The sequence below is a fragment of the Geomicrobium sp. JCM 19039 genome (genome assembly GCF_000698145.1).
Lineage (GTDB): Bacteria > Bacillota > Bacilli > Bacillales > Marinococcaceae > Geomicrobium_A.
This window is the reverse complement of sequence record NZ_BAXB01000021.1, coordinates 1-24,980: the sequence shown is the minus strand read 5'-3', so window position 1 is coordinate 24,980 and position 24,980 is coordinate 1. Positions and strand designations below refer to the sequence as shown.

Below are 24,980 nucleotides of genomic sequence, written 5' to 3'. Positions count from 1 at the left end.
AAACAACGGTTATCGAGGAGGTGCGACTAAATGGCGCAGCCAAAATTACACGTGAAAACTGGCGATAAAGTCAAAGTAATCACTGGTAAAGATAAAGGAAAAGAAGGCGTGATCCTTAAAGCTCTTCCGAGTAAAGAGCGAGTGATCGTCGAAGGCGTAAATGTAGTAAAGAAACATGCAAAGCCAACTCAAGAAAACCCACAAGGCGGTATTCTTAACGAGGAAGCAGCCATCCATGTTTCTAATGTGATGCTCATTGACCCGAAAAGCGGAGAACCAACGCGAGTGGGTTACAAGCACGAAGACGGCAAAAAAGTACGTGTTGCAAAAAAATCAGGTGAAGTGATCGATAAGTAACACCTGTTGAAAGGAGGTCCTTGATCATGAACGCTTTAAAAACTCGTTACAAACAAGAAATTGTGCCTCGTCTACACGAGCAATTCAAATACGATTCGGTCATGGCCGTACCTAAGATCGAAAAAGTTGTGATTAACATGGGTGTCGGTGAAGCCGTAAACAACCCTAAATCACTCGATAGCGCGGTAGAAGAGCTTGCGACGATCTCTGGTCAAAAGCCAGTCGTTACAAAAGCGAAAAAGTCAATCGCTGGCTTTAAGCTTCGTGAAGGCAACCCAATTGGAGCAAAAGTTACACTTCGCGGAGAGCGCATGTATGATTTCCTTGAGAAATTGATCCATGTATCCCTTCCACGTGTACGTGACTTCCGTGGTGTGTCTAACAAAGCATTTGACGGTCGTGGAAACTACACGCTTGGTGTAAAAGAACAGTTGATTTTCCCTGAAATTGAGTACGACAAAGTTGATAAAGTACGCGGAATGGATATCGTAATTGTAACTACGGCTGATTCGGATGAAGAATCCAGAGCACTTCTTACAGAAGTCGGAATGCCATTCCAAAAATAATGAACGATATTCATCTAAACATGAAGGAGGGAAAGACTCTTGGCAAAAAAATCAATGGTTGCCAAACAACAACGTCCTCAAAAGTATAAAGTTCGTGAATATACACGTTGTGAACGTTGTGGACGGCCACACTCCGTCATTCGTAAATTCAAGCTTTGCCGGATTTGTTTCCGAGAGCTTGCATACAAAGGCCAGATTCCTGGTGTGAAAAAAGCCAGCTGGTAAGAGCCTTATATAAGGAAGGAGGTACATCAATATGGTTATGACAGATCCGGTTGCAGATATGCTAACAAGAATTCGCAATGCGAACACTGTACGTCACGATAAACTAGAACTTCCAGCTTCAAACGTGAAGCGCGAAGTAGCAGAAATCCTCAAACGTGAAGGATTCGTTCGCGATGTAGAATTCGTTGATGATAAAAAACAAGGTGTTCTTCGCATCTTCTTGAAGTACGGGGAGCAAAACGAACGAGTAATTACAGGTCTAAAAAGAATTAGTAAGCCTGGCCTTCGTGTATACGCGAAATCAGAAGAGATTCCACGTGTACTCAGTGGTTTAGGTATCGCAGTCATTTCAACATCTCAAGGAGTAATGACTGATAAAGAAGCGCGTCAAAAGAATATCGGAGGCGAAGTACTCGCTTACGTTTGGTAAGAAGTTACTGAAGAATGGAGGTGCGACATTATGTCACGTATCGGTGTAAATCCTTTAGAGATTCCTAAGGATGTTACGATTACGTTGGATGGCGGTCACGTAACGGTCAAAGGACCAAAAGGCGAACTGTCCAACACGTTTAATACAGACATTAAGATTTCGATTGAAGATGACGTGCTTACTACAAGCCGTCCATCAGATCATAAAGACCACCGCTCTTTACACGGAACGACAAGAAGCCTTATTGGCAACATGGTCGAAGGTGTAACGAATGGTTTTGAAAAAACACTAGAACTTGTTGGTGTTGGTTATCGTGCATCGAAGTCTGGCGAGAAACTCGTCCTTAACGTCGGGTATTCACACCCTGTTGAGTTCGACAAGATCGAAGGCATCGAAATTGACGTTCCTGCAAACAACAAAGTTGTTGTAAAAGGAATCGATAAGCAGCTTGTAGGTGCGATTGCTTCTGACATTCGTTCTGTACGTAAGCCTGAACCTTATAAAGGTAAAGGAATTCGCTACAGCGGAGAGATGATTCGTCGTAAAGAAGGTAAAACAGGTAAGTAATTTTATAGATGAACCGGTTTTGTTTGCTCGGTACAAACGAAACCAGCGAACGGCACGAAAGGAGGAAACATTCTCATGGCGAAGAAAATGTCAAAGAACACTGCGCGCCAGCGTCGCCAAAAGAGCATCCGTCTTAAGGTGCATGGTACGACAGAGCGCCCGCGTCTTAACGTATTTCGTTCAACGAACCACATTTACGCTCAATTGATCGATGATCAACAAGGAGTAACGGTTGTTGCTGCGTCCACAATGGATAAGGACATCAACGTAGACCACGGAGGAAACGTTGCAGCTGCAAAAGAAGTAGGAGCGCTAGTTGGGAAACGTGCCACTGAAAAAGGATACGATAACGTCGTATTTGACCGCGGCGGGAACGTATACCACGGACGTGTTGCAGCGCTTGCAGATGCAGCGCGCGAAGCAGGATTGAAATTTTAAAGGTCGAAGGAGGGAAATTACATGATCGATCCGAACAAACTGGATCTTGAAGAAAAGGTTGTTGCCATCAACCGTGTAGCAAAAGTTGTAAAAGGTGGACGTCGCTTCCGTTTCGCTGCGGTTGTTGTTGTCGGAGACCGTAACGGACATGTTGGTTTTGGAATCGGAAAAGCCCTAGAGGTACCAGAAGCCATTCGCAAAGCGATTGAAGACGGAAAGAAAAATCTGATCAGTGTACCACGTGTTGGAACAACAATTCCTCACGAACTTATCGGACGTTTCGGAGCAGGTAAAGTACTTCTTAAGCCTGCTAGCGAAGGTACTGGAATTATTGCGGGTGGACCGGTTCGTGCCGTGCTTGAACTTGGCGGTGTTGGAGACATCTTGTCTAAATCTCACGGTTCAAACAACCCAATCAATATGGTTCGTGCCACATTGCAAGGGTTAACTTCATTGAAAACTGCAGAAAACGTAGCAAAACTTCGCGGTAAAAGCGTTGAAGAGTTGCTAGGATAAGGAGGGAAATGTCATGGCAAATAAGCTAGAAATCACCCTCAAACGCAGTCTTATCGGGCGTCCTGAAGATCAACGCGTGACGGTGAAGACACTTGGGCTTCGTAAAGTCAATCACTCGGTCGTACAAGAAGATAATCCATCGATCCGAGGAATGGTTAACAAAGTATCCCACCTTTTGAACGTTAAAGAAATTAAAGGTTAGTCATAATTGAAAAGACAGGAGGTGTGAGTTGATGAAACTACATGAGTTGAAGCCATCTGAAGGATCCCGCAAGCGCGGTATTCGTGTTGGTCGTGGGTACAGTGCGAAACGCGGAAATCGTGCTGGACGCGGAGAGCATGGTCAAAAGTCTCGTTCAGGCGGGAATGTACGTCCAGGCTTTGAAGGTGGTCAAAATCCAATTTACAAGCGTTTGCCAAAACGTGGGTTCACGAACCCAGGACGCAAAACGTATAGCATTGTTAATGTTGAGACACTAGATCAATTCGATGAAGGTACAGAGATTACACCAGAGCTTCTCATCGAAAACGGTGTTGTTAAAAAAGAGAATCATGGGATCAAAGTACTTGGTAACGGTAGTCTAAACAAAAAACTTACCGTAAAGGCAAACAAGTTCTCTGCATCTGCAGTTAAGGTGATTGAAGGAGCCGGCGGTACAACAGAGGTGGTCTAATGTTTAAGGCGCTCGCCAATATTTTTCGAGTCGCTGATCTGCGCCGCAAGATTTTATTCACCTTGTTAATGCTCGTCGTATACCGTATGGGTACGTTCATACCGGTTCCTGGGGCAGACAGTGATCAGTTATCTTTTCAAGATGAAGCAAGCGCCTTTGGTTTCCTAGATACATTTGGGGGCGGGGCGTTAGGGAACTTCTCGATCTTCGCGATGGGAGTCTTCCCTTATATTACTGCCTCGATTGTCGTCCAGCTTTTAAGAATGGACGTTGTTCCGAAATTCACGGAATGGTCGAAGCAAGGCGAAGCAGGGCGTAGAAAGCTTGCGCAGTTTACTAGATATTTCACTGTTGTGTTAGCATTTGTTCAAGCATTAGCAATGTCAATCGGCTTTAACACGCAATTCCCTGGATTAATTCCTGATCCGAGTGTTACGACGTACCTCATGATTGCTTTAATCATGACAGCAGGTACAACGTTCTTAATGTGGTTAGGGGAACAAATTACCGCACAAGGCGTCGGAAATGGGATATCGATTCTCATCTTCTCAGGTATTGCTGCCGGTATACCTAATGGTGTGAACATGATCTATGCAACGCAAATTCAAGACCAAGGCGACCAGATATTCATGGGTGTCGTCACGATTCTTTTATTAGCGTTAGCCGTTTTACTTGTTATCGTTGGTGTTGTCTTCGTACAACAAGCGATTAGAAAAGTTCCGATTCAATATGCTAAGCGTGTCGTTGGGCAAGGCAATACAGCTGGCGCTCAATCCACACACCTTCCACTCAAAGTAAACTCTGCGGGGGTAATTCCAGTCATTTTCGCAATGGCACTTTTTATCTTCCCACCAACAGTAGCAGGATTCTTTGCAGATGGTAGTGGCATTGCACAATGGATCGTTGATAACTTTAACTATAACCATCCAGTTGGCCTGATCTTTTATGTCGGCCTCATTATCGCATTTACGTATTTCTATACGTTTGTGCAAGTGAATCCCGAAACTATGGCTGAAAACTTGAAAAAACAAGGCGGCTATATACCTGGGGTAAGGCCTGGTAAGTCGACTGAGCTTACTATTCGTCGCATCTTATATCGCCTCACCTTCGTCGGCGCTCTGTTTTTGGCCACAGTATCCATCATTCCGATTTTCTTTACCAATCAGCTAGGCTTGCCTCAGCAAATTCAAATCGGGGGTACTGGATTACTCATCGTAGTTGGTGTTGCACTTGACACGATGAAACAAATCGAAGGTCAGCTAATAAAACGGAGTTATAAAGGTTTTATCAAATAAATCATTTGGTAAAGCGATGATAGGAGAGGTATCACCATGAATTTAATTTTAATGGGACTTCCCGGAGCTGGTAAAGGAACACAAGCAGATCGCATTCGTCGTGAATATGGAATTCCCCATATTTCCACTGGCGATATGTTCCGCGCAGCATCAAGGAAGAAACCGAGCTAGGCATAAAAGCAAAGAGTTACCTTGATGAGGGAGGACTCGTCCCTGACGATGTAACCATTGGGATTGTAAAAGAACGTCTTGAACAAGATGATTGTAAAAACGGTTTTCTGCTCGATGGCTTCCCGCGTACTACTGTACAGGCGAAAGCATTGGAGGATATGCTCTCAGACATGGGCCGAACGCTAGACTACGTTCTCAACATTGATGTTCCAAAAGAGAAGTTAGTCGAGCGATTAGCTGGACGAAGAGTATCTCCATCTTCAGGCAGAAGCTACCACGTGATCTATAATCCGCCGAAGGTTGACGGTGTTTGTGATGTGGACGGCAGTGAATTGATTCAACGTGACGATGATAAGCCAGAAACGGTGAAGAATCGTCTTCAGGTGAATATTGAGCAGCAACAACCGCTGAAAGATTTTTACGGAGATAAAGGTTACCTTAAAGATATTCAGGGTGACCAGGATATTAACGAGGTATTCTCTGAAATTGATCAGTTGTTGAAAGGACTTCGTGCATGATTATCACGAAAACCGAGCGCGAGCTCAACATTATGCGCCTGGCAGGTCAAATCGTTGCTGAGACACATGCTGAACTTAAAAAATACATTCAGCCTGGTGTAACGACGGGTGAATTGGATGGAATTGCCGATTCTTACATTCGTTCACGTGGTGCAGAACCATCATTCAAAGGGTATCATGGATTTACAGGGAGCATTTGCACTTCTGTCAATGAAGAACTCGTTCACGGGATTCCGGGAAAGCGTGTTTTGCAAGATGGAGACATCATCTCCATCGACATTGGTGCTAAAATCCAAGGGTATCACGGGGATTCCGCATGGACGTATCCAGTAGGGACGATCAGCGAAGAGAACGAGAAGCTCTTGGATGTTACCCGGGATGCCTTGTACGAAGGTCTTGCAGAAGCAAAACCAAAAGAAAGGCTCTCCAATATCTCTCATGCAATTCAGACGTACGTTGAGAAGCATGGATTTTCGGTCGTGAGAGAGTATGTGGGTCATGGAGTTGGGCAAAACTTGCATGAAGATCCACAGATTCCGCATTACGGTCCTCCTGGGAAAGGCCCTAGGCTAAAACCCGGAATGGTCCTTGCCATTGAACCGATGATTAATATGCAGGCAAGATACGTTCATACCCTGGATGATAACTGGACAGTGGTCACATCTGATGGAAAGAACTGCGCACATTTTGAACACACCATTGCCATTACGGACACGGGATATGAAATTCTAACCAAGTAGTAAACAAGGTGGTCGAACATGGAGAACGTACCGGTTTTTCAAATCGGGGAAATTGTTGAAGCGACAAAAGGTAGAGACCACGGTAAAATCTACATTGTCGTCGGCAAGTTCGATGATCACTTTGTTGCTGTTGCCGATGGCGACCAGAGAATGTTCAAAACTGCTAAGAAGAAAAACATCAACCATGTAAGAGCGCTTGGGTTTGCTTCCCGAGAGGTGAAGGAAAGTCTTGAGCAAACAGGTCTTGTGACCAATGCCAAAATCCGCCACGGGTTGATTCAGTATTGTAGGGAGAAACCTGTTATAATAAAGGAAGGAGAGTAATCCATGGCCAAAGATGATGTAATCGAAGTAGAAGCACAGTGATCGAGCCTTTACCGAACGCAATGTTTCGTGTGGAGTTAGATAACGGACACAAGATTCTTGCGCACGTATCTGGCAAAATCCGAATGCACTTTATTCGAATCTTACCCGGAGATAAAGTTACTGTGGAGTTGTCTCCATATGACCTATCTAGGGGAAGGATTACGTATCGATATAAATAATCGTCACAGTTCTGCAGACGTGGCCTCCCAAAGGATGCCGATCATAAGGAGGGAAAAAGGATGAAAGTCAGACCGTCCGTCAAACCGATCTGTGAACGCTGTAAGGTCATTCGCCGTAAAGGTACGGTTATGGTGATCTGTTCAAATCCGAAGCATAAACAAAAACAAGGATAAAAAACAAGGAGGTGCATGAGTTTGGCACGTATTGCTGGTGTCGATATCCCTCGTGATAAACGTGTAGTGATTTCACTCACTTATGTACACGGGATTGGTAAGAAGACTGCTGAGAAAGTACTCGATGAAGCGAACGTTTCATCAGAAACGCGCGTTCGTGATCTTACTGATGAAGAACTAGGACGCATTCGTACAGTTGTAGGAAACTACAACGTAGAAGGTGATCTTCGCCGTGAGAAGTCATTAAACATCAAGCGTCTTATTGAAATCGGATCTTATCGTGGTATTCGTCATCGTCGCGGGCTTCCTGCTCGTGGTCAGAAGACAAAGAACAACTCACGTACAGTAAAAGGTCCTCGTAAGACGATCGCTAATAAAAAGAAATAAATGATAAAGGAGGTCTATTCAGATGCTAAGCCTAAGACAACAACACGTAAACGTCGCCAACGTAAACAAGTGGATTCAGGAATTGCTCACATCCGCTCAACGTTTAATAATACGATCGTGACCATTTCAGATTTACAAGGAAACGTTCTTTCCTGGGCAAGTGCTGGTAACCTTGGATTTAAAGGTTCTCGTAAATCTACGCCGTTTGCTGCACAAATGGCTGCAGAAAGCGCAGCGAAGTCAGCAATGGAGCACGGCATGAAACTGTTGAGGTTGCCGTTAAAGGACCTGGTGCCGGACGTGAAGCAGCAATCCGCTCTTTGCAAGCAACAGGCCTTGAAGTGAATGTCATTCGTGACATGACGCCAGTACCTCACAACGGTTGTCGTCCCCCGAAACGTCGGAGAGTTTAACACCATAGAGGTTAAAATAACCGGATTGTGTCAATAATGGTTAGATGTGGGCGCCAGAGTTATGGTGAACAGTGTCAATCACTGCCTTTAAGGGAAAAGCGGAAAGACGTGCTGAGCACGCCTTTTCGGATTCCGACGTTTTTAAGGAGGAAATCGAATGATTGAAATCGAAAAGCCAAGCATTGAAACGATCGAAGTCAGCGAGGATGCTAAGTACGGCAAATTCGTTGTGGAGCCTTTGGAACGTGGCTATGGTACGACTTTAGGGAACTCCTTGCGTCGAATCCTATTATCCTCCCTCCCAGGGTCTGCGATTACCAATGTTCAAATTGATAGTGTTCTTCATGAATTCTCAACGGTTGAGGGTGTCGTAGAAGACGTTACAACGATCATTTTGAACTTGAAACAGTTAGCTCTGAACATTCATTCTGACGAAGAGAAAGTGCTTGAAATCGATGCAAACGGAGAAGGTGTCGTAACTGCACGTGATATTAATCATGACAGTGATGTTGATATCTTGAACCCAGACCTTCACATTGCAACGCTTACGAAAGGTGCACAGCTTCATATGCGTATGACAGCTAAGCGCGGGCGTGGCTATGTTCCGGCTGAAGGGAACAATCATGAAGACTTGCCGATTGGCGTTCTTCCGATTGACTCCATCTTTACACCGGTCTCTCGTGTAAACTACCAAGTGGAGAATACGCGTGTGGGTCAGATTACAAACTACGACAAACTAACGCTTGATGTATGGACAGATGGTAGCATCCGTCCGGAAGAAGCGGTATCTCTTGGCGCTAAGATTATGAACGAGCACCTAAACATCTTCATTGGCTTGACCGATCAAGCGCAGAATGCGGAGATTATGGTGGAAAAAGAGGAAGACCAGAAAGAGAAAGTGCTGGAGATGACAATTGAAGAACTGGACTTATCCGTCCGTTCGTACAACTGTTTAAAACGCGCCGGCATTAATACGGTTCAAGAACTTACTCAGAAGTCTGAAGAAGACATGATGAAAGTGCGCAACCTTGGCCGTAAATCACTTGAAGAAGTACAAGAAAAGCTTGGAGAATTAAGTCTCGGGCTAAGAAATGAAGAGTAAGTTTCTCATTAGAAGACGGCTGATCGGTCTTCTTTCTAATGTGTAACAACAAAGAATACAGGCTCATGATGAAGGAGGGGAACGAAAATGGCATACGCAAAGCTAGGACGTGACAGTTCTGCGCGTAAGGCACTTTTCCGCGATCTTGCAACCGATTTGCTCATCAACGAAAAGATTGTGACGACAGAAGCGAAAGCAAAAGCTTTACGCCCACTCGTCGAGAAAGTGATTACGCTCGGAAAGCGCGGCGATCTTCACGCTCGTCGTCAAGCGGCATCTTTCATTCGCAATGAGAACGTGACTGAGGATGCAGACAGCGAAACTGCAGTTCAGAAATTGTTCAGTGACATTGGTCCACGTTATGAAGATCGCCAAGGTGGTTACACGCGCATCGTTAAGATGGAGCCACGTAAAGGTGACGGTGCACCAATGGCTGTCATCGAACTCGTATAATTTCTCACTTAGGCAGGACGATCTCACACGTCACTGCCTTTTTCTTATACTATATAGAATGAACTAAACATTTTCCTCGTTGCGCAGTTTATTGTTGCTTTCCACTGCAGGCGGATGCTTGTACTCCAGAGCATAAGTGCAACATCGGTGGCCAAAGTACGCCCACCGTGTTTTCTTTACAGTCCAGAGTATAAGGTCAACATCGGTGGTCAAAAGACGCCCACCGTGTTTTCTTTACACTCCAGAGTATAAGTGCAACATCGGTGGCCAAAGTACGCCCACCGTGTTTTCTTTACCGCGGAGGACCGGCCGAGCCTCGGCCCAACTTCTACAGGCGTCACCGCCTTTCGTTCCAAGCAAAAGTAGTGAATTAGCGACGTTACTGAACTGGGATCGCTCAATATTGGCATTTCAACTCGATCCGTACACTTTGGAGGTCAATAGCAGTAGATCCCCATCCTTGCTACGTCTATTGTAAACAATGAAGATCGATCTCAAAGTCGTTGAATTTTAGCCTTTAACGGTTGGTCTAGCATTGGTTTGTGAAGGAATTCTTTAGTTCAACTTATATAGCAACCAGATTGGGGGAGGCTCCTGTGCAGAAAGCCATAATTGATTGTCGTGATCTTTATTTTACATATGAAGAAGAACAAGAGTGGATCCTAAACAATCTATCGTTTCAAGCTTATCGTGGTGAATGGATCGCGATACTCGGAACGAACGGGTCGGGGAAATCAACGCTTGCCCGAATGCTAAATGCACTGCTTATCCCTACTTCAGGAACGACAGAGGTTGACGGGCTTCGAACTGACGAAGATGATCATGTTTGGGAAATACGTCAAAAAGCAGGTATGGTTTTTCAAAACCCAGATCATCAATTTGTTGCAGCGACCGTTCGTGACGATATTGCTTTTGGACTGGAGAATGCAGGCATAGATCGTGAGGAGATGATTGAGCGCATTAAAGCTGCGAGTGAGCAGGTGGCGATTGATGGTCATCTTGATGCCGAGCCTCATCGTCTTTCAGGAGGTCAAAAGCAGCGAGCTGCTATAGCTGGTATTCTTGCTTTACGTCCAGATATCATGATCTTTGATGAATCAACTTCCATGCTCGATCCCGAAGGTCGCAAAGAAGTGATGAAGACAATGAACGAATTGCACGAACGTGGATTCACGCTCATTATGATTACTCATGACTTGCAAGAAGCAATGCAAGCCGACCGTGTTGTGTTTATGGAAAAAGGAACGATAGTAAAAGATCTATCGACGGAAGCATTCTTTCAAGATCCAGCGTTCTTAATGGATCGAAATTTTCACTTGCCGTACTTTCTTGAAGTACAAGCATACTTAAATGACAACAAACAACAAGCGTATATGCTAGATGAGGATGAGTGGGTGAAGATGCTGTGCAAATTACATTCAACAACGTAAGTTATACATATATGCCTGGCTCCCCATTTGAAAAAAAAGCATTGGAAGATGTGAATCTAACGATTCGTTCAGGCAACTTCACGACGATTGTTGGCAGTACTGGTTCAGGTAAATCAACACTCATGCAACATGTTAACGGTCTGCTTCTTCCTACTGAAGGACAAGTTACTGTCGGAAATACAAGTTTCCATCGAAAAACGAAGCGAAAGTTCGTTAAGCCTCTCCGGCGTAAAGTCGGCATGGTCTTTCAATATCCAGAACATCAGCTGTTTGGCTCAACGGTAGAGGAAGATATTCTATTTGGTCCCATCCAGCATGGGATGGACGCGGGCGAAGTGAGCAAAAGAATTCCTGAGCTGCTCGACCTGGTCGGATTACCACAAGATGTACGTGACGGTTCCCCGTTTCAACTGAGTGGGGGGCAAATGCGTAGAGTTGCCATTGCAGGTGTTCTTGCTACTCGCCCAGAAGTGTTGATTCTTGATGAACCGGCGGCGGGCTTAGATCCTGCCGGACACCGAGCACTATTAGATTTGTTTCAAGCATGGCATAAAGAAAACGGACTGACGACCGTACTCGTGACTCATGATATGGAAGATGCATTTCGATATGCCGATGAGGTCGTCGTGATGGGTGACGGCCGACCAGTTTTGCAAGGGGAACCAGAGCAGGTGTTTCAAGATTCGGACCGCCTGCAAAGCCTAGGGCTTGCAGTACCCGCTGCTGTCAGAATTAGAGAGAAGCTTAACCGATGTGGCCTATCAATTGACGAATCATTTTTAAGTGCTAAACAAATGGCAACGGCCATTCGCAATGAAGGGGGCAAGTAATATGCTCCAAAACATTGTGATTGGACAATACATTCCGGTGAAATCACCGTTGCACCGCTTGGACTCTAGATCGAAGATTTTAGCGCTACTTCTCATGGCAGTCATCGTATTTTTTGCCAATGATGCGGTAACAAACAGTATGCTAGTCGGTGCAATTGTTATATTTGTTTTATTATCACGTGTACCGCTTAAGTTTTTCTTAAAAGGCATGTTGCCGATCTTTATATTAATTTTCTTCACGTTTTTTTTGCATGCGTTTTTTACAAATGAAGGGGAAGTGTTATTTACGTTTCTTGGATGGTCCATTTATTCTGGCGGACTCGTTCAAGGTTTTTATATCGCCGTACGAATTGGATCACTTGTCATTATTGCATCATTACTTACGTTAACGACATCGCCAATTGACTTAACTGACGGCTTTGAAGCGTACCTTCGACCTTTCAAAAAAATCGGGGTACCATCTCATGAAATTGCGTTAATGATGGCCATAAGCATTCGCCTAATACCGACGCTCTTACTTGAAGCTGACCGTATCTTAAAGGCACAGTCTGCCAGAGGGGCAGACTTCACTGAAGGTTCACTCAAGACGCGATTGAATACGATGACTGCTTTTATCATTCCGCTATTTGTACGATCGTTTAAACGAGCCGAGGACATGGCAACGGCAATGGATGCGAGGGGATACCGAGGCGGTGAAGGCAGAACAAAGTTGCGTGTGTTGAAGTGGAAGCTGCGAGACACCATCGCCATCATCATCGTCATTGCGCTAGGTGTCCTGTTATGGATGGCACGATCATAGAATCAAGAGGTGAAAAAAGATGCCGAGATTAAAAGCGGTTGTGGCGTACGATGGAACTCATTTTTCTGGATGGCAAGTGCAACCAGAAAAGCGTACGGTGCAAGGAGAGATCGGCCGAGCACTCGGCACTTTGCACCGGGTGGCACATGTTGAAAACGTCACTGCTTCAGGCAGAACCGACAGCGGCGTGCATGCCGTCGGGCAAGCTGTCCACTTTGATTCACAACTAGCCATTCCTGAGGAGAGGTGGCCAAAAGCGCTCATGTCACTCTTACCTGATGATATTCTCATTCAGCGTGTGGAAGTCGTTCGAGATGATTTTCATGCAAGGTACGATGCTTTGGAAAAAGAATATCGCTATTACGTGCAAATCGGTAAAAACCGTGATGTGTTCCAGCGCAACTACACCCATCACGTGTATACGAATCATTTAGACAGTGAAGCGATGAACAAAGCATTGGAGAAACTGGTCGGTAAATATGACTTTTCATCCTTTTGTGCAAGCAATACGAGCGTCGTGGATAAAGTAAGGACATTAAAGCTCGCATATGTAGAACCACTCGCTGAGCATACGTTGATGTTTCGCTTTCGCGGAGAGGGGTTTCTCTACAATATGGTAAGAATTATTGTAGGAACTGTACTGGAAGTCGGACAGGGGCGTCGCACTGTAGAAGAGATCACAACCATTCGTGATGGGAAAGATCGCAGGCTTGCAGGAAAAACAGCACCTGCACAAGGGTTGTACTTATGGGAAGTGGCGTATCGTGGTGAATAAGCGGGCTGAGCGCGCGGATTAGATAGCGATTCCGAAAAGCCGTGTACGAGGAAAATTACAGAAGATCATGACCTCATCGAAAAGCGCTCCCTGCAGGCAATAGACGAACATTTTTTTCGTGATAATAATTGACTTTTTCCTCTGGATATTATACGATGTTAGTTGGCATTTCAAACTCCACTGCCCCGGAGAATGAAATATACGAGAACAAAAACGATTGCTAAATAAATGAATGATCATGAACGAGGAGGTTCCATCATGCGTACAACTTTTATGGCTAAAGCAGAAGAAATTGAACGTAAATGGTATGTGATTGACGCAGCAGGTCAAACGCTCGGACGTTTGGCTAGTGAAGTAGCGACAATCCTACGTGGAAAGAATAAACCAGAGTTCACACCACACGTTGACACAGGTGATCACGTGATTATCATCAACGCTGAGAAGATCGAACTTACTGGAAACAAGTGGAATGACAAGGTTTACTATCGTCACAGCGGTTACCGCGGTGGGCTTAAAGAAACACGCGCGATCGACATGCGCAAGAACAAGCCTGAGAAAATGATCGAACTTGCGGTTCACGGCATGCTTCCAAAGAACGCTCTCGGTCGTCAAACGATCAAGAAGCTTCACGTATATGCAGGTTCTGAACACAAGCACGCAGCACAAAAACCAGAAGCTTACGAGCTACGCGGATAATTAGAGGAGGGTTTGAATTGGCAGCTTTGCAATATTACGGTACAGGCCGTCGTAAGAACTCGACTGCACGTGTGTTCGTCACACCAGGCAGCGGGAAAGTAACGATTAACAAGCGTGATATGGATGAGTACTTCAACTACGAAACGTTGAAGATGGTTGTCCGCGCGCCATTCGTTGAAACAGGAACAGAAGGACAATACGACATTAAGGTAAACGTTCATGGCGGAGGATACACAGGCCAAGCAGGCGCAATCCAGCTCGGCGTATCCCGTGCACTTCTTGACGTTGATCCTGAATATCGTAAAGTTCTTAAAGAAAAAGGATTCCTTACTCGTGACCCGAGAATGAAAGAACGTAAGAAATACGGTCTTAAGTCTGCACGTCGTGCACCACAATTCTCGAAGCGTTAAGATACTACCTTTACAAGAACCCCCAAACCACTACGGTTGGGGGTTTTTTTCTGGCATTAATTCGAGATAATAATTTTGAGTGGTTTGAATCGTTATGTGTCCTCATCGTTTAGATACATATGCAATATCTATATCTTAGGGAAATAAAAATGATGGGTGCGTATCTCTCAGCCCGCTTTGTTGGGAGGGGGAATAGGCAAAAAACCTGTGGGCAACTTTAATTATCCACAGTTCGGAATGCAGGATTATTATTGATTTTGTAATTTAAAAGTACCACCACTTCTACTTTATACTAATGGTGTTCAGACCTAAATAGTAACCAAAAAAAGAAAAACGTATTCGTGTTTAGGTACATTCCTTTATTTGTCATCTGGAGATAATTTTGTTAGTATTATTTTCGCAGGTGTTTCATTTTTATAGTAAAGTTCAATCCTCTGAACCAATATCAAAAATTGGTTAAGACTGACATATCATTTATTCAGTTTAAAAATTTTAGAAATGGGAGCAAAAACAATGACGAAATTTTCGTGGTCAAGATTAATGTCTTTTACAATGCTGATCTCTGTATTGACTTTGGCAGCTTGTGGAAATGGTGATCCTTCAGACGAAGAATCAACGGATGACTCGGATGCTGAAACAGAAGAAAATGTTGACGAGGACGCTGATGAAAACACAGATACAAGTGCAGAATCTGAGCCAAAAGTTACGGAGTTTGAGCCTGCATTTCCAGAACAAACAAGAGCACCTGAAGTAGAGACTGAAGCAGAACTTGATGTGGAAGTTGTTGCTGAGGGTCTTGACGTGTCTTGGGGTATGGAAGAGTTTGATACAAACCGCTTACTTGTTACGCAAAGAGATTCAGCAGAACTTCTTATTATAAACCTTGAAGATGGCTCTGTTTCGGATCCAATCGAAGGTACACCAGAAGTAAATAACGAAGGTCAAGGTGGTTTACTTGATGTAACCATTGCACCTGATTTTGACGAATCAAGATTAGTATTTATGACGTTTGCTCAAGACCTTGAAGATGGTACTGTAACTGCTGTCGGTAAAGGTGTTTTATCAGAAGATGAAGCCTCACTTGAAGATTTTGAAGTCATCTTCCAAGCGGAACCAGCTTATGATGGTGACTTACACTATGGTGGACGTATTATCTTTGATGATGAAGACAACCTATTCTTAACAACTGGTGAGCGTTCAGATGATCCAATTCGCGAACGTGCACAAGACTTAGATGCTTACTTAGGTAAAGTCATTCACATCACACAAGATGGAGAAGCAGTAGATACGAATCCATTTATTGAAGATGAAGACGCACTAGATGGTATTTACAGCTACGGTCACCGTAATATTCAAGGTGTGGACTTCCACCCTGAAACAGGAGAATTATGGGTTGTTGAATTCGGCCCACAAGCTGGGGATGAACTGAATATTATTGAACCAGGTTCTAACTATGGATGGCCAATTGTTTCCTATGGTATTGAGTACACGGGTGAATTAATTAATGATGGTATTTCAGAACACGAAGCGCAAGGCTTTGTTGAACCCGTATATTATTGGGATCCAACAAGTGCACCAAGTGGCATGTCATTCTATGATAACGACGCCATTCCTGAATGGGAGAACGACTTGTTCATCGGTGGTTTAGCGCCGAATTATATTGTACGTGTCGTTATTGAAGATGACTTCATCGTAGGAGAAGAACGCCTACTAACTGAAGAAGGTGAACGTTTCCGTGATATTCTTGTAACTGAGGATGGCGCGCTTATTGCAATCACTGATGGCGGTTCGATTTATAAGATTGCTGCAGCAGGTGAAGGCACAGAAGAAGACGATGTTGACACTGATGACGACGACGCTGAATAATTTATTATTCTCTAAAAGCACCTAACTTTATATCAAGGTCATTAAATTAGGGTGCTTGACAATAGTTAAAAAACAGACATTCATGGATTTCCATGAATGTCTGTTTCTTTTTTGGGCTCTACACTAAATGTTGGGGTTGAAAAATAACTGAGGCAAGACGGTTTGTCAATCTAAGTGCAACAGCTCATCCTGAAAAGCCTCGTGCGCAGTTTTCCAATTCAAACACTTGCGTGGGCGTCCATTAATTAAACAAAGGGCATTCTTCGCCTCTTCCTCAGACACAAGACTTAAATCAGATGCTTTCGGAAAGAACTCGCGCAGAAGGCCATCGGCGTTCTCATTACTCCCGCGTTGCCATGATGAATAGGCATCTGCGAAATAGATGCGTAGTGGGAGCTCGGCTTCAATTCTTGGATAGCATGCCAATTCTTTTCCTCGATCCTCGGTCGCTGTTTTAAACGTTCCAACTGGCAGTAACGTATGTAATCTTTTAATCGCTGCCGTGCGGTTTTGCATCTTTGCTAAGATGTTGGTAGTTCATGACAATGCCTTCGTAGGTGTAGTTGCGTGGTTACAATCCACCTTACACAAGGCTGTCATTAGCTGTCTTTATTTTAGGTGTTGCACTTGATTTTACAATTCGTCATTACGTATACTTGAGAATTATTTGGCACAAGGACAATTACGAAATTCTCGGAGAGTATGCCATAATGTTTGGTAGGTGAAAGGTTAATACAAGAGGGTAGGTGTTAGAAATGAGCATTCCCGAAAAATCAACCGTCACTTTAGAAGAGTTTTATCAGCTTCGAGAGGACAAGGGGAAGTTTCATCCACAATTTTGTCTGCGTTTAAGGTAGATGTGGAAGAATTGTTTAACGGACTAGGAACGATGTGATCAAACTCAACGTAGGTTTTCTCGACCCTTGAATATGGGCTCTAAGGTTTTGAGGGGGCCAAGCTTTAAATCGGGGTTCTCCCGATTTAATTTGCTTGAGACCGATTGAATTTTACCTCATCTTCAGTAAATTGAATGCTCGGGCCGTCATGCACGTGCAATTGATATGCACCTGATCCTTGCCGGATGTTATGAGCAAGGTCAATCGATGTTTGTTCACCGGCATTTAGCTGCTGTTCTTGAACGTTAACGATTTGCATATCTTCTGGCGCATCTTGAAGTTGTTCAATAAATGGTGAAATAGGAAATGGCTCAACGGATGTTTCAATTTTAAATCCTTCATAAAAGGGTTGGTCGATATTGACGGAATCAATTGCTTCGATTTCAACGGTTACATAAAGCAGCATTGAATCGGCACTCAACGTTAAAGCTTCTTTGTTTTCCCCTTCAGTTACACCTGTTACGTGCGTAATGTTTGCAGTAAAATCATTACCTTTATATGAACTTTCAACTGTCTCATTAAGTGTGGAAGAAGAGCAAGCGGTTAACATAGCCAAGACAATCATTACAACAATGGATTTCATCAACGTCACTTCCTCATCTCCTTTTTTACTAGGGTAACAGGAAAAGGTATACTATGAGAAGATGGGGAAGGGGAGTTCAAATGCTTGTATCTTTGTTATTAGGGATCGCCACGGTTAGCGTGCTCGCACTCGTTGCATGGATTTCAGCAAATGGAAACATCCTTTTGAACGGGGTAGGAATTGTCATTATCGCGTCTTTAGTGATCGGCGGGTTTGTTGTTGGGATTACGAAAAGAAGTGCGTTAACTAGTGAGAATTTTGAGACGAATAAAGAGGGGGCAAATCGACACCGCTGGGCGATTTATCTTCTGCTTTTTAGTAGTCCGTCTATCGTCGTGTTGATCGGTCTTTTTACAATGTTTTGGACATGAGGTGTAACGTTGACACAGACAATAGAAATAGCTGTCAAAAAAATCATTGATGAATGGGATCCGCAATTGTTGCTTCTTGGCGGCGCGCCCCTGGACGAATATGACGTGGAAATTAAACAAATCATCGTTCAACTGGAAAAGACGTCCGATGCGAATCACTTGGCGAATCGGATAAAACAAATATTTGATGAGTCGTTTTCAGATGACCATGATTGGAACGCTTGCGTTCGTGTAGCCCATATCATTTGGCAGGAACGAAGTAGCAACCATTAGTATTTGCATGTTGCTGCGAATCATACTGTCAAATGTTTCTCGTGGAACATTCGGCAATTCCCAGTCATGAATCCAGCGAGTCGCCCCATACTATGGAGTGAGGGGGGCTGGAATTGGGAGCTGTTGTTTCTTTTCAAGAGGAGAAGCGGGCAAGAGACTGGGAGACGGAGAAATCATTGCTTCATACCCTCAGCATGGAAGATATGGTTGCTGCAACTGAGAAATACCTCGTTCCGATTAGCCGAACCTTTCGATTTCGCCATTCATTCCTTGAAGAAGTGTGCATGGATCTCGCCATTGAAACATTTCTATATTCAGGGAAGCGTGGGATGACAGAGGCTCGACTAGGGAAAGCAGTGCCTCATGAAGACGCTCACTTGCAAAACCGTATGATGGAACTGAACTTGTTCATTTCTGACTGGATTCAAGATCAGACCGTTGAATCCGAAAAAGTGGCGCACGGTGCAGCAGCTATGTGAAGCATTGGTGGGATTTGGGCTTTGATGCGGGGAAAAAGCATGTAAAAGCAAGACGTTAATGGGCAAGACGGGCATATGCTCGTCTTGTTTTTCATATGATGAACTAAACTCCCAAAAGGGGCTGTTCATCATGACGAAACGAATGTTTATCGGCATTCCTCTAGCCATTATTTTTTCAGGTTTAGCGGTTTATGCTATCTTCTCCATGTTTTCCTCAGAAAATACAGCAGGGCTTGAGATGCCGTTAAGCGGACAAATCATTGTGATTGACCCAGGGCACGGAGGCGTCGATGGGGGATCTAGTGCTAGTGACGGTACACAAGAAAAAGAAATTGCCTTGGCGATTTCTCTAAAATTAAGAGATTATTTGCAAGCATCAGGAGCACTTGTACTCATGACGCGCGAGGATGATAGCGACTTGGCTGGGAGTGATACAAAAGGTATTCAAATCGAAAAACAGAAGATCTAAAAAACCGGCTTGCGCTCATTAATGAAACGAATAGTGATTATTATATAAGCTTACACTTAAACGCCATTCACTCACCGAGGTGGCGCGGGGCGCAGACGTTCTATAATCGCACGTTTGAAGACAGCAAAAACATGGCTGAGAGCGTTCAAAGTGAAATGATTCGGCAGTTGGAAAATACAAACCGGACCGCTTTAGCCATCAATGGCAAATACATTGTTGATCAAGCAAGAATTCCAGGTGTTCTCGTTGAAGTCGGGTTTTTATCGAATCCAAATGAAGCGGCTGACCTTCAATCGGAAGAATATCAAGACAAAATTGCCGCATCAATTTATCAAGGAATGCTTCGATATAAAGTTCCAGAAATGGCGAAGGAGAATGAAGCAGAACAGTAAAACCTAGCCTTTAGGTGTGATATAATATATGCAGTCACACTAAAGGAAGGTGTAAAACGTTGTTAAATGAGAAAGAAATCATTGAAGTACTTAAACCTATAAAAGATCCGGATTTGAATAAAAGTATTCTTGAGACCGAAGGCATTCGGGAAATCAAGATTAAAGATGAGAACGTTAGTCTAAAGATCGCGCTCGCAAAAACCGGTACGAGCGGTCAGATGAAATTGCAACAAAATATTGTTTCTGTTGTTAAAGAGCTAGGGGCAAATAGTGTCGGACTTCGTTTTGAGCAGTTAACAGAAGAAGAAGTCAGCAAACACATCGATCCTGAAGAGGAAGCGAAAAAACTTGGCTTGCTAGATCCGAATAATAAAGTGAATTTCATTGCTGTCGCTAGCGGTAAGGGCGGCGTTGGAAAGTCAACGGTTTCCGTCAATCTAGCCGTTTCCCTCGCCCGTGAAGGTAAGAAAGTCGGCATTATTGATGCAGACATTTACGGTTTTAGTGTTCCGGACATGATGGGCATTGAAAAGCGTCCGACTGTTGAAGGTGAGAAGATTCACCCCGTTGAGCGTTACGGTGTTAAAGTTATCTCCATGGGCTTCTTCGTTGAAGACAATGCCCCTGTCATCTGGCGTGGCCCAATGCTCGGAAGATGTTAACGAACTTCTTCAAGGAAGTGACGTGGGGAGATCTTGACTACCTCATCTTGGACTTGCCACCAGGCACAGGCGATGTTGCTTTGGACGTTCATACGATGCTACCGGAGTCAGACGAGATTATCGTTACAACACCGCACGCAACAGCGGCATTTGTTGCGGCTCGTGCTGGATCTATGGCGATTAAGAGTAACCACCGCATTCTCGGTATTGTTGAGAATATGGCGTACTTTGAGAGTCAAAAGACTGGAGAGCGGGAGTACGTATTCGGTCAAGGTGGCGGTGAACGCTTGAGTGAAGAGTTGAAAGCGGACCTTCTTGGCCAAATTCCACTTGGGCAACCCGATATTGACCATGAAGATTTTGCACCTTCTGTATACGCAGAAGACCACCCAATCGGTCAAATTTATAGTGAACTCGCCCGAAACGTCATTCGTAAAAAAGAATCGTAAAACGACCGAAGAGTAAAGTGAGCGTTCACTTTACTCTTCTTCCTCGCTTCCAGACGATTCGCTTTTTTCTTCCTCTCCCTCACTGCTTTCTTCGCGATCACTGGCATTGTCTGCTTGTTGCAACTGTGATTGAAGACGAGGGTTCTGTAATGCTTCCGCAATGACGGTCATCATTTGCTCGCGATACGCTTTGCTTTTCATTAACTCAAGTGTTGCTTGCTCCATTTCTGGATCGTGCATGACATCCATCATCATCGTTTGGTAGTCGGGATCTTTCATGAGACGTTTTAAGATCTCTTCATTCTTTGATTGCATGCTATCGGCAATTTTCACGCTAAAGTCAGGGTCTTCAATGAGTTGTCCCCAATACTCTTTCCCTTCGTTTGATACGAGTGTGTCGTGAATTGTATCTTGAATAAATGATTGCTCCATGATTAAAGAGGATTGAAACTCCTCCTCACTTAACACCTCGCGCAACGCTTCTTTTCCTTCTTCTGTTTTAATAACGTCACTAACCATCCGTTTTGTTTCATCATAATCTGCCTGGGCTTCTCCTTGAAAAGCGGCACATCCCGTTAAAACAACGATAGATGTTGCTAAAGCCAAGAGGCGTCCGTATGGAATCATGGATTGTCAGCCCCCTTTCGTTTTTTCTTACTATGATTCAAACCGTGACAAAATATGCAACCCTTTAAACGTCAGCTAGCTTTTTCGCACAGTGATTGGTAAAATGTAACCTGTGTGATTTTGGTCTTAAGGGATGATCTTGTGAATACTAGAAAAGTTGTCTATCTATTTTTCACGACGATGTTTATCGGAGCAGCAGGTGGTGCGGTTGTCGGAGTTCCATTAACATGGGATGTTTTCCAAGAAGAAGGGTTTTGGAACTTTTTCTGGGGTGTCGTCTGGATGCTTGGAATTGGTGCAGCGGTGAGTATTGTCGCACAAATGGGGTATTTTGCTTACCTCGTCTTGCATCGATTTGCATTATCGTTGTTTAAAACGCGAAAACTTTGGAATCTTATTCAAATACTGTTGATTGCTTTTGTGTATTTTGATCTTGTGTATTTACGATATATTGCATACGCAGAACCTGGGGAACATTGGACAGGCTATTTGATTACACCGACGCTTCTGTTAATTTATGCGGTGATTATTGCCTATTGGAAGATGAAAGAGACGAATTGGACAGCGTTTGTCCCCGCGGTATTCTTTATGTTTGTCATTACAACGATCGAATGGGTGCCAGCTTTAACAATACAAGTGGTTAACGATAGTGTGTGGCTGTGGATCTATTTAGCCCCACTAATTGCAGCGAACACGTATCAACTCATTGCGCTACACAGGCTACAACGCCAAGATAAATAATCAAGTACAGGCTGATAGGCCTGTACTTTTGTGTATAGATAGAAAGGACGTCGATATGGTGAAGCACGTGGATGTACTAGGAGCGGGTATTGGCCCATTTAATTTAAGTTTGGCTGCATTACTGGAAGAAGGCACAGAACTCAACGCTGTATTCTTTGATGAGAATGATCATTTTGAATGGCATCCTGGGATGTTAATTGACCGAACAGATCTTCAAATTTCTTTTATTGCGGATCTTGTGACGCTGGCCAATCCTCGCAGTGAATATACGTTTTTAAACTATATACATGAAACTGATCGCATGTTTTTGTTCTATTTCTTTAAGGAATGGAATGTGCCGAGGAAAGAGTACAATGCATATTGCCAATGGGTGGCTAAGAAAGTGAACAGCTTGGTGTTTGGAAAGCGGGTAGTAGACGTACGAAATGAAGGGACATTTTATCGTTGCACGATTGAAGATGTGAAAACGAAAAGCCAAACTGAAGTGACCGCAAATCATGTTGTTGTTGGGACGGGAAGTATACCGATGTTCCCGCCAACAATGGAAGAGAATCGAGAGCATCAAGTCATCCACTCCAGTGAATACACGTTTCATGCCGAAGAAATCAAACGTGGGGAACGGTTGACTGTTGTTGGTTCGGGCCAGAGTGCAGCAGAAATCTTCTATGATTTGCTGGAAAACCAAACTTATTTTGGGTACACATTAACGTGGCTCACGCGTTCACCTGGTTTCTTTCAATTAGAAGAAAGTAAGTTAGGTCAAGAACAGTTTACGCCTGATTATGTTGACCATTTTCACAGGTTGTCTTTTGATGAAAGGCAAAATGTGCTCGGTTCCCTGACTAGCTTGCGCAATGGTGTTGAAGGAAAAACGTTGAAATCGATCTATGAATTGCTGTATCACAGAACAGCGGAAGGAGAGATCCCGGTGAGTATCCAGCCAAGTGTAGAAGTGAACGGACTTTCGGACTCCGATCATTCAAATCACGAGTTGCAGTGCAAGCAATGGCAAGAGGATCGAAACTTCGAGCTTGATTCTGATTGGACGGTACTTGCCACAGGGTATGAACCACAAGTTCCTCATTTTATTGAGCGGATGGAAGATGACCTCGTTTGGGAGGGGAAAGGGTTGCCTAAAGTTGAACGGGACTACCGTTTATCTTTCATCGATAAGAGGGAGCACCAAATATTTATGCTCACGAACCTTGAACACTCTCACGGAACGAGTGCGACGAACTTGGCTTTATCTGTAACACGGAACATCGAAATCATTAACAGTTTGACGAAGAACCACCCCTATAAGTTGAAACGAAGTCACCCGTTTCAACAATTTTAAGAAGCCGTGCGCCCTATTGATGAGGCGCTCGGCTTTTTTATCTATCTATAATGCTTCGTATTCAGCTTCAGCCTCGCTAATGAGCATTTGAAGCGAAACCAACTCGTAATGATCATCTCGCAAATGATCGATAACGAGCGGGAGTGCTTCCACCGTTTGTTTTGCTGAATCTGACGCATCTAGCATGATGACGTCACCTGGGGAAAGTTCGTCGCTAATGTTAGCAACAATCTCATCAATACCAGGGTTTTGCCAATCAGCTCCGTCAGTGGCCCAATGAATTACTGAATAACCCATATTATCTGCAGCATCTAATACTTCTTGGTTAAAGATCCCTGCTGGAGGGCGAAAAAATATCGGGGATGCATCAGTAGCTTCTGAGATGACATCATGACTTTGCATCATGTCTCTTCGAATATCCTCAGGTTCTTGGTCTGGATATGGTTTGAAGTAGTAACCATAGTTCCTACCTCATGACCTTCCTCGACCATGCGTTGTAGTAACTCAACGTGGCGTTCAGACCAAACACCAGAGACGAAAAACGTTGCGGTAACGTCTTTTTCCTGTAAGATATCCAAGATTGGCTCCACATTTTCTTCTCCCCAACTTACATTAAACGTGAGGCTAGCGATTGTTTCCTCAATATCGGCACTTGAGAAAGCACCCGCATCATTGTCCCCTGAAAACACCGCCAAAAAAGGTCTGTCCATTAATAGAATACATGCGGTACAAAAAGCAATAACAGCAATAAATACATATTTTTTACCACTACGTCGATTGATTACCCAAAACTGTGACATGACTCCCTCCCATTATTGCCGACGTCTTGCTGGTTATGTATATGCATGAACGGACAAGATATAACTGAAAAAGGAGGACAAATGATGATTGGTTTACTTATTAATGAAAAAGAAGAAGTTGAGCTAAGGGATCTGCTTTACTACGAATGGCAATTACTCGAACGGCGATTACAATCAGAGGATGTGAGTGGTTTGTCACTGAGAGCAGTAGAAGAAAAGCGCGACGTGATTCGAGCGTTATACAAGCGTATGGAGAGGAAAGAATTGATACGATCGTACATGAAATAAAAAATTAAAAGGAATTTACTAGAAATGGTTGCATATTATTTAGGTTATTGGTATATTATAAATCCGCCACAACGACGGCGATAACAACTTAAAAAAGTTATTGACAGTCAAAGTGCTCAGGTGATAAGATATATCTTGTGCTTGAGAACAGCAGTTCGCACAGAAAAACTTTTTAAAAAAATTATTGACGCGAAACGCTGGTTGTGGTAAATTAATAAAGTCGCCAAAACAGCGACG

Annotated in this window: 33 protein-coding genes and 6 pseudogenes; 35 read left to right on the top strand and 4 right to left on the bottom strand. The window is 43.8% G+C overall.

Going from position 1 to position 24,980, the window contains the following annotated elements; genetic code table 11:
- The first annotated feature begins 30 nt into the window (after window positions 1-30).
- From rplX to JCM19039_RS16580, 26 genes and pseudogenes are all read left to right on the top strand, one after another.
- A complete protein-coding gene (gene rplX, locus JCM19039_RS16700) occupies window positions 31-357 on the top strand; it encodes a 50S ribosomal protein L24 (protein ID WP_042429357.1) in 327 nt (108 codons plus the stop codon).
- A 26-nt stretch (window positions 358-383) separates the two neighbouring features.
- Window positions 384-923, top strand: coding sequence for a 50S ribosomal protein L5 (gene rplE, locus JCM19039_RS16695; protein WP_042402136.1), 540 nt, complete (start codon window positions 384-386; stop codon window positions 921-923).
- 39 nt (window positions 924-962) lie between these two features.
- Window positions 963-1,148 (top strand): type Z 30S ribosomal protein S14, encoded by a 186-nt coding sequence (locus JCM19039_RS16690; RefSeq protein WP_042402139.1) that lies wholly within the window; start codon window positions 963-965, stop codon window positions 1,146-1,148.
- A gap of 31 nt (window positions 1,149-1,179) precedes the next feature.
- Window positions 1,180-1,578 (top strand): 30S ribosomal protein S8, encoded by a 399-nt coding sequence (gene rpsH, locus JCM19039_RS16685; protein WP_042402141.1) that lies wholly within the window; start codon window positions 1,180-1,182, stop codon window positions 1,576-1,578.
- A 30-nt stretch (window positions 1,579-1,608) separates the two neighbouring features.
- Window positions 1,609-2,145, top strand: coding sequence for a 50S ribosomal protein L6 (gene rplF / locus JCM19039_RS16680; RefSeq protein WP_042402143.1), 537 nt, complete (start codon window positions 1,609-1,611; stop codon window positions 2,143-2,145).
- Between the two features lie 75 nt (window positions 2,146-2,220).
- On the top strand, window positions 2,221-2,583 hold the full coding sequence (gene rplR / locus JCM19039_RS16675) for a 50S ribosomal protein L18 (RefSeq protein ID WP_042429353.1): 363 nt from the start codon (window positions 2,221-2,223) through the stop codon (window positions 2,581-2,583).
- Window positions 2,584-2,604: 21 nt separating this feature from the next.
- Entirely contained in the window at window positions 2,605-3,099 is a 495-nt protein-coding gene (gene rpsE, locus JCM19039_RS16670; protein WP_042402149.1) for a 30S ribosomal protein S5, read from the top strand.
- Window positions 3,100-3,112: 13 nt separating this feature from the next.
- Entirely contained in the window at window positions 3,113-3,301 is a 189-nt protein-coding gene (rpmD, locus tag JCM19039_RS16665) for a 50S ribosomal protein L30 (protein ID WP_042429350.1), read from the top strand.
- Between the two features lie 31 nt (window positions 3,302-3,332).
- Window positions 3,333-3,773, top strand: coding sequence for a 50S ribosomal protein L15 (rplO, locus tag JCM19039_RS16660; protein ID WP_042429347.1), 441 nt, complete (start codon window positions 3,333-3,335; stop codon window positions 3,771-3,773).
- A complete protein-coding gene (gene secY / locus JCM19039_RS16655) occupies window positions 3,773-5,068 on the top strand; it encodes a preprotein translocase subunit SecY (protein ID WP_042429344.1) in 1,296 nt (431 codons plus the stop codon). The genes rplO and secY overlap by 1 nt, the downstream gene beginning before the upstream one ends.
- Before the next feature lie 36 nt (window positions 5,069-5,104).
- Window positions 5,105-5,757 (top strand): annotated as a pseudogene (locus JCM19039_RS16650) (adenylate kinase).
- Window positions 5,754-6,497, top strand: coding sequence for a type I methionyl aminopeptidase (gene map, locus JCM19039_RS16645; protein ID WP_042429341.1), 744 nt, complete (start codon window positions 5,754-5,756; stop codon window positions 6,495-6,497). Before JCM19039_RS16650 ends, map begins: the two are co-directional and overlap by 4 nt.
- An 18-nt stretch (window positions 6,498-6,515) precedes the next feature.
- Entirely contained in the window at window positions 6,516-6,821 is a 306-nt protein-coding gene (locus JCM19039_RS16640) for a KOW domain-containing RNA-binding protein (protein WP_042429338.1), read from the top strand.
- Window positions 6,822-6,824: 3 nt separating this feature from the next.
- A pseudogene (infA, locus tag JCM19039_RS23340) lies at window positions 6,825-7,042 on the top strand (translation initiation factor IF-1).
- A gap of 60 nt (window positions 7,043-7,102) precedes the next feature.
- Entirely contained in the window at window positions 7,103-7,216 is a 114-nt protein-coding gene (rpmJ, locus tag JCM19039_RS16635; RefSeq protein ID WP_042429335.1) for a 50S ribosomal protein L36, read from the top strand.
- A gap of 21 nt (window positions 7,217-7,237) precedes the next feature.
- Complete coding sequence (gene rpsM, locus JCM19039_RS16630; RefSeq protein WP_042429332.1) at window positions 7,238-7,603, top strand: 30S ribosomal protein S13; 366 nt, start codon at window positions 7,238-7,240, stop codon at window positions 7,601-7,603.
- Between the two features lie 90 nt (window positions 7,604-7,693).
- A pseudogene (gene rpsK / locus JCM19039_RS16625) lies at window positions 7,694-8,016 on the top strand (30S ribosomal protein S11).
- 157 nt (window positions 8,017-8,173) lie between these two features.
- Entirely contained in the window at window positions 8,174-9,118 is a 945-nt protein-coding gene (locus tag JCM19039_RS16620) for a DNA-directed RNA polymerase subunit alpha (RefSeq protein WP_042402173.1), read from the top strand.
- Window positions 9,119-9,205: 87 nt separating this feature from the next.
- Window positions 9,206-9,571: a 50S ribosomal protein L17 gene (rplQ, locus tag JCM19039_RS16615; protein WP_042402176.1), complete on the top strand. Its 366-nt coding sequence runs from the start codon at window positions 9,206-9,208 to the stop codon at window positions 9,569-9,571.
- A gap of 596 nt (window positions 9,572-10,167) precedes the next feature.
- Entirely contained in the window at window positions 10,168-11,001 is an 834-nt protein-coding gene (locus JCM19039_RS16610) for an energy-coupling factor transporter ATPase (protein WP_042429325.1), read from the top strand.
- Window positions 10,977-11,831, top strand: a complete 855-nt coding sequence (locus tag JCM19039_RS16605; RefSeq protein ID WP_042429413.1) for an energy-coupling factor transporter ATPase — start codon at window positions 10,977-10,979, stop codon at window positions 11,829-11,831. The genes JCM19039_RS16610 and JCM19039_RS16605 overlap by 25 nt, the downstream gene beginning before the upstream one ends.
- Window position 11,832: 1 nt before the next feature.
- Window positions 11,833-12,630 (top strand): energy-coupling factor transporter transmembrane protein EcfT, encoded by a 798-nt coding sequence (locus JCM19039_RS16600; RefSeq protein WP_042429323.1) that lies wholly within the window; start codon window positions 11,833-11,835, stop codon window positions 12,628-12,630.
- A 19-nt stretch (window positions 12,631-12,649) separates the two neighbouring features.
- Window positions 12,650-13,405, top strand: a complete 756-nt coding sequence (gene truA, locus JCM19039_RS16595; RefSeq protein WP_042429321.1) for a tRNA pseudouridine(38-40) synthase TruA — start codon at window positions 12,650-12,652, stop codon at window positions 13,403-13,405.
- 258 nt (window positions 13,406-13,663) lie between these two features.
- On the top strand, window positions 13,664-14,101 hold the full coding sequence (rplM, locus tag JCM19039_RS16590; protein WP_042402185.1) for a 50S ribosomal protein L13: 438 nt from the start codon (window positions 13,664-13,666) through the stop codon (window positions 14,099-14,101).
- Window positions 14,102-14,118: 17 nt separating this feature from the next.
- Window positions 14,119-14,511, top strand: a complete 393-nt coding sequence (gene rpsI / locus JCM19039_RS16585) for a 30S ribosomal protein S9 (RefSeq protein WP_042429318.1) — start codon at window positions 14,119-14,121, stop codon at window positions 14,509-14,511.
- 513 nt (window positions 14,512-15,024) lie between these two features.
- Window positions 15,025-16,377, top strand: coding sequence for a PQQ-dependent sugar dehydrogenase (locus JCM19039_RS16580; protein ID WP_042429316.1), 1,353 nt, complete (start codon window positions 15,025-15,027; stop codon window positions 16,375-16,377).
- A 165-nt stretch (window positions 16,378-16,542) separates the two neighbouring features.
- On the opposite strand, the pseudogene JCM19039_RS16575 reads toward JCM19039_RS16580, so the two are convergent.
- Together JCM19039_RS16575 and JCM19039_RS16570 are read right to left on the bottom strand one after the other, a co-directional pair.
- Window positions 16,543-16,905, bottom strand: a pseudogene (locus JCM19039_RS16575) (IS30 family transposase); the annotation flags it as partial.
- Window positions 16,906-17,358: 453 nt separating this feature from the next.
- Window positions 17,359-17,865, bottom strand: coding sequence for a hypothetical protein (locus tag JCM19039_RS16570; protein WP_042429313.1), 507 nt, complete (start codon window positions 17,863-17,865; stop codon window positions 17,359-17,361).
- Window positions 17,866-17,936: 71 nt separating this feature from the next.
- Between JCM19039_RS16570 and JCM19039_RS16565 the strand changes: the two genes are divergently transcribed.
- The 6 genes and pseudogenes from JCM19039_RS16565 to JCM19039_RS26910 all read left to right on the top strand — a co-directional run bounded on the left by JCM19039_RS16565 (window position 17,937) and on the right by JCM19039_RS26910 (window position 20,951).
- A complete protein-coding gene (locus JCM19039_RS16565) occupies window positions 17,937-18,227 on the top strand; it encodes a hypothetical protein (RefSeq protein WP_042429310.1) in 291 nt (96 codons plus the stop codon).
- Between the two features lie 9 nt (window positions 18,228-18,236).
- Entirely contained in the window at window positions 18,237-18,500 is a 264-nt protein-coding gene (locus JCM19039_RS16560; RefSeq protein ID WP_042429307.1) for a DUF1871 family protein, read from the top strand.
- A gap of 113 nt (window positions 18,501-18,613) precedes the next feature.
- The gene (locus JCM19039_RS16555) at window positions 18,614-18,979 is read left to right on the top strand and encodes a DUF2521 family protein (protein WP_042429304.1); all 366 of its coding nucleotides are present in this window, start codon (window positions 18,614-18,616) and stop codon (window positions 18,977-18,979) included.
- Between the two features lie 130 nt (window positions 18,980-19,109).
- Window positions 19,110-19,448 carry an N-acetylmuramoyl-L-alanine amidase gene (locus tag JCM19039_RS27485; RefSeq protein ID WP_307190284.1) on the top strand — a complete coding sequence of 113 codons (339 nt, stop codon included), beginning with the start codon at window positions 19,110-19,112 and terminating at the stop codon, window positions 19,446-19,448.
- A 17-nt stretch (window positions 19,449-19,465) separates the two neighbouring features.
- Window positions 19,466-19,840, top strand: coding sequence for an N-acetylmuramoyl-L-alanine amidase (locus tag JCM19039_RS27480; protein WP_307190285.1), 375 nt, complete (start codon window positions 19,466-19,468; stop codon window positions 19,838-19,840).
- Between the two features lie 59 nt (window positions 19,841-19,899).
- Window positions 19,900-20,951: pseudogene (locus tag JCM19039_RS26910) on the top strand (P-loop NTPase).
- Between the two features lie 30 nt (window positions 20,952-20,981).
- On the opposite strand, the gene gerD reads toward JCM19039_RS26910, so the two are convergent.
- Entirely contained in the window at window positions 20,982-21,578 is a 597-nt protein-coding gene (gerD, locus tag JCM19039_RS16540) for a spore germination lipoprotein GerD (RefSeq protein ID WP_042429301.1), read from the bottom strand.
- A 141-nt stretch (window positions 21,579-21,719) separates the two neighbouring features.
- Between gerD and JCM19039_RS16535 the strand changes: the two genes are divergently transcribed.
- Both JCM19039_RS16535 and JCM19039_RS16530 read left to right on the top strand, forming a co-directional pair.
- Window positions 21,720-22,319 (top strand): KinB-signaling pathway activation protein, encoded by a 600-nt coding sequence (locus JCM19039_RS16535; RefSeq protein ID WP_042429298.1) that lies wholly within the window; start codon window positions 21,720-21,722, stop codon window positions 22,317-22,319.
- Window positions 22,320-22,377: 58 nt separating this feature from the next.
- The gene (locus JCM19039_RS16530) at window positions 22,378-23,655 is read left to right on the top strand and encodes a lysine N(6)-hydroxylase/L-ornithine N(5)-oxygenase family protein (RefSeq protein ID WP_193744272.1); all 1,278 of its coding nucleotides are present in this window, start codon (window positions 22,378-22,380) and stop codon (window positions 23,653-23,655) included.
- Between the two features lie 45 nt (window positions 23,656-23,700).
- Here JCM19039_RS16530 and JCM19039_RS25890 read toward each other — a convergent pair.
- A pseudogene (locus tag JCM19039_RS25890) lies at window positions 23,701-24,365 on the bottom strand (polysaccharide deacetylase family protein).
- Window positions 24,366-24,539: 174 nt separating this feature from the next.
- Here JCM19039_RS25890 and JCM19039_RS16520 point away from each other — a divergent pair.
- On the top strand, window positions 24,540-24,743 hold the full coding sequence (locus tag JCM19039_RS16520) for a hypothetical protein (RefSeq protein ID WP_042429294.1): 204 nt from the start codon (window positions 24,540-24,542) through the stop codon (window positions 24,741-24,743).
- Window positions 24,744-24,980 lie beyond the last annotated feature (237 nt).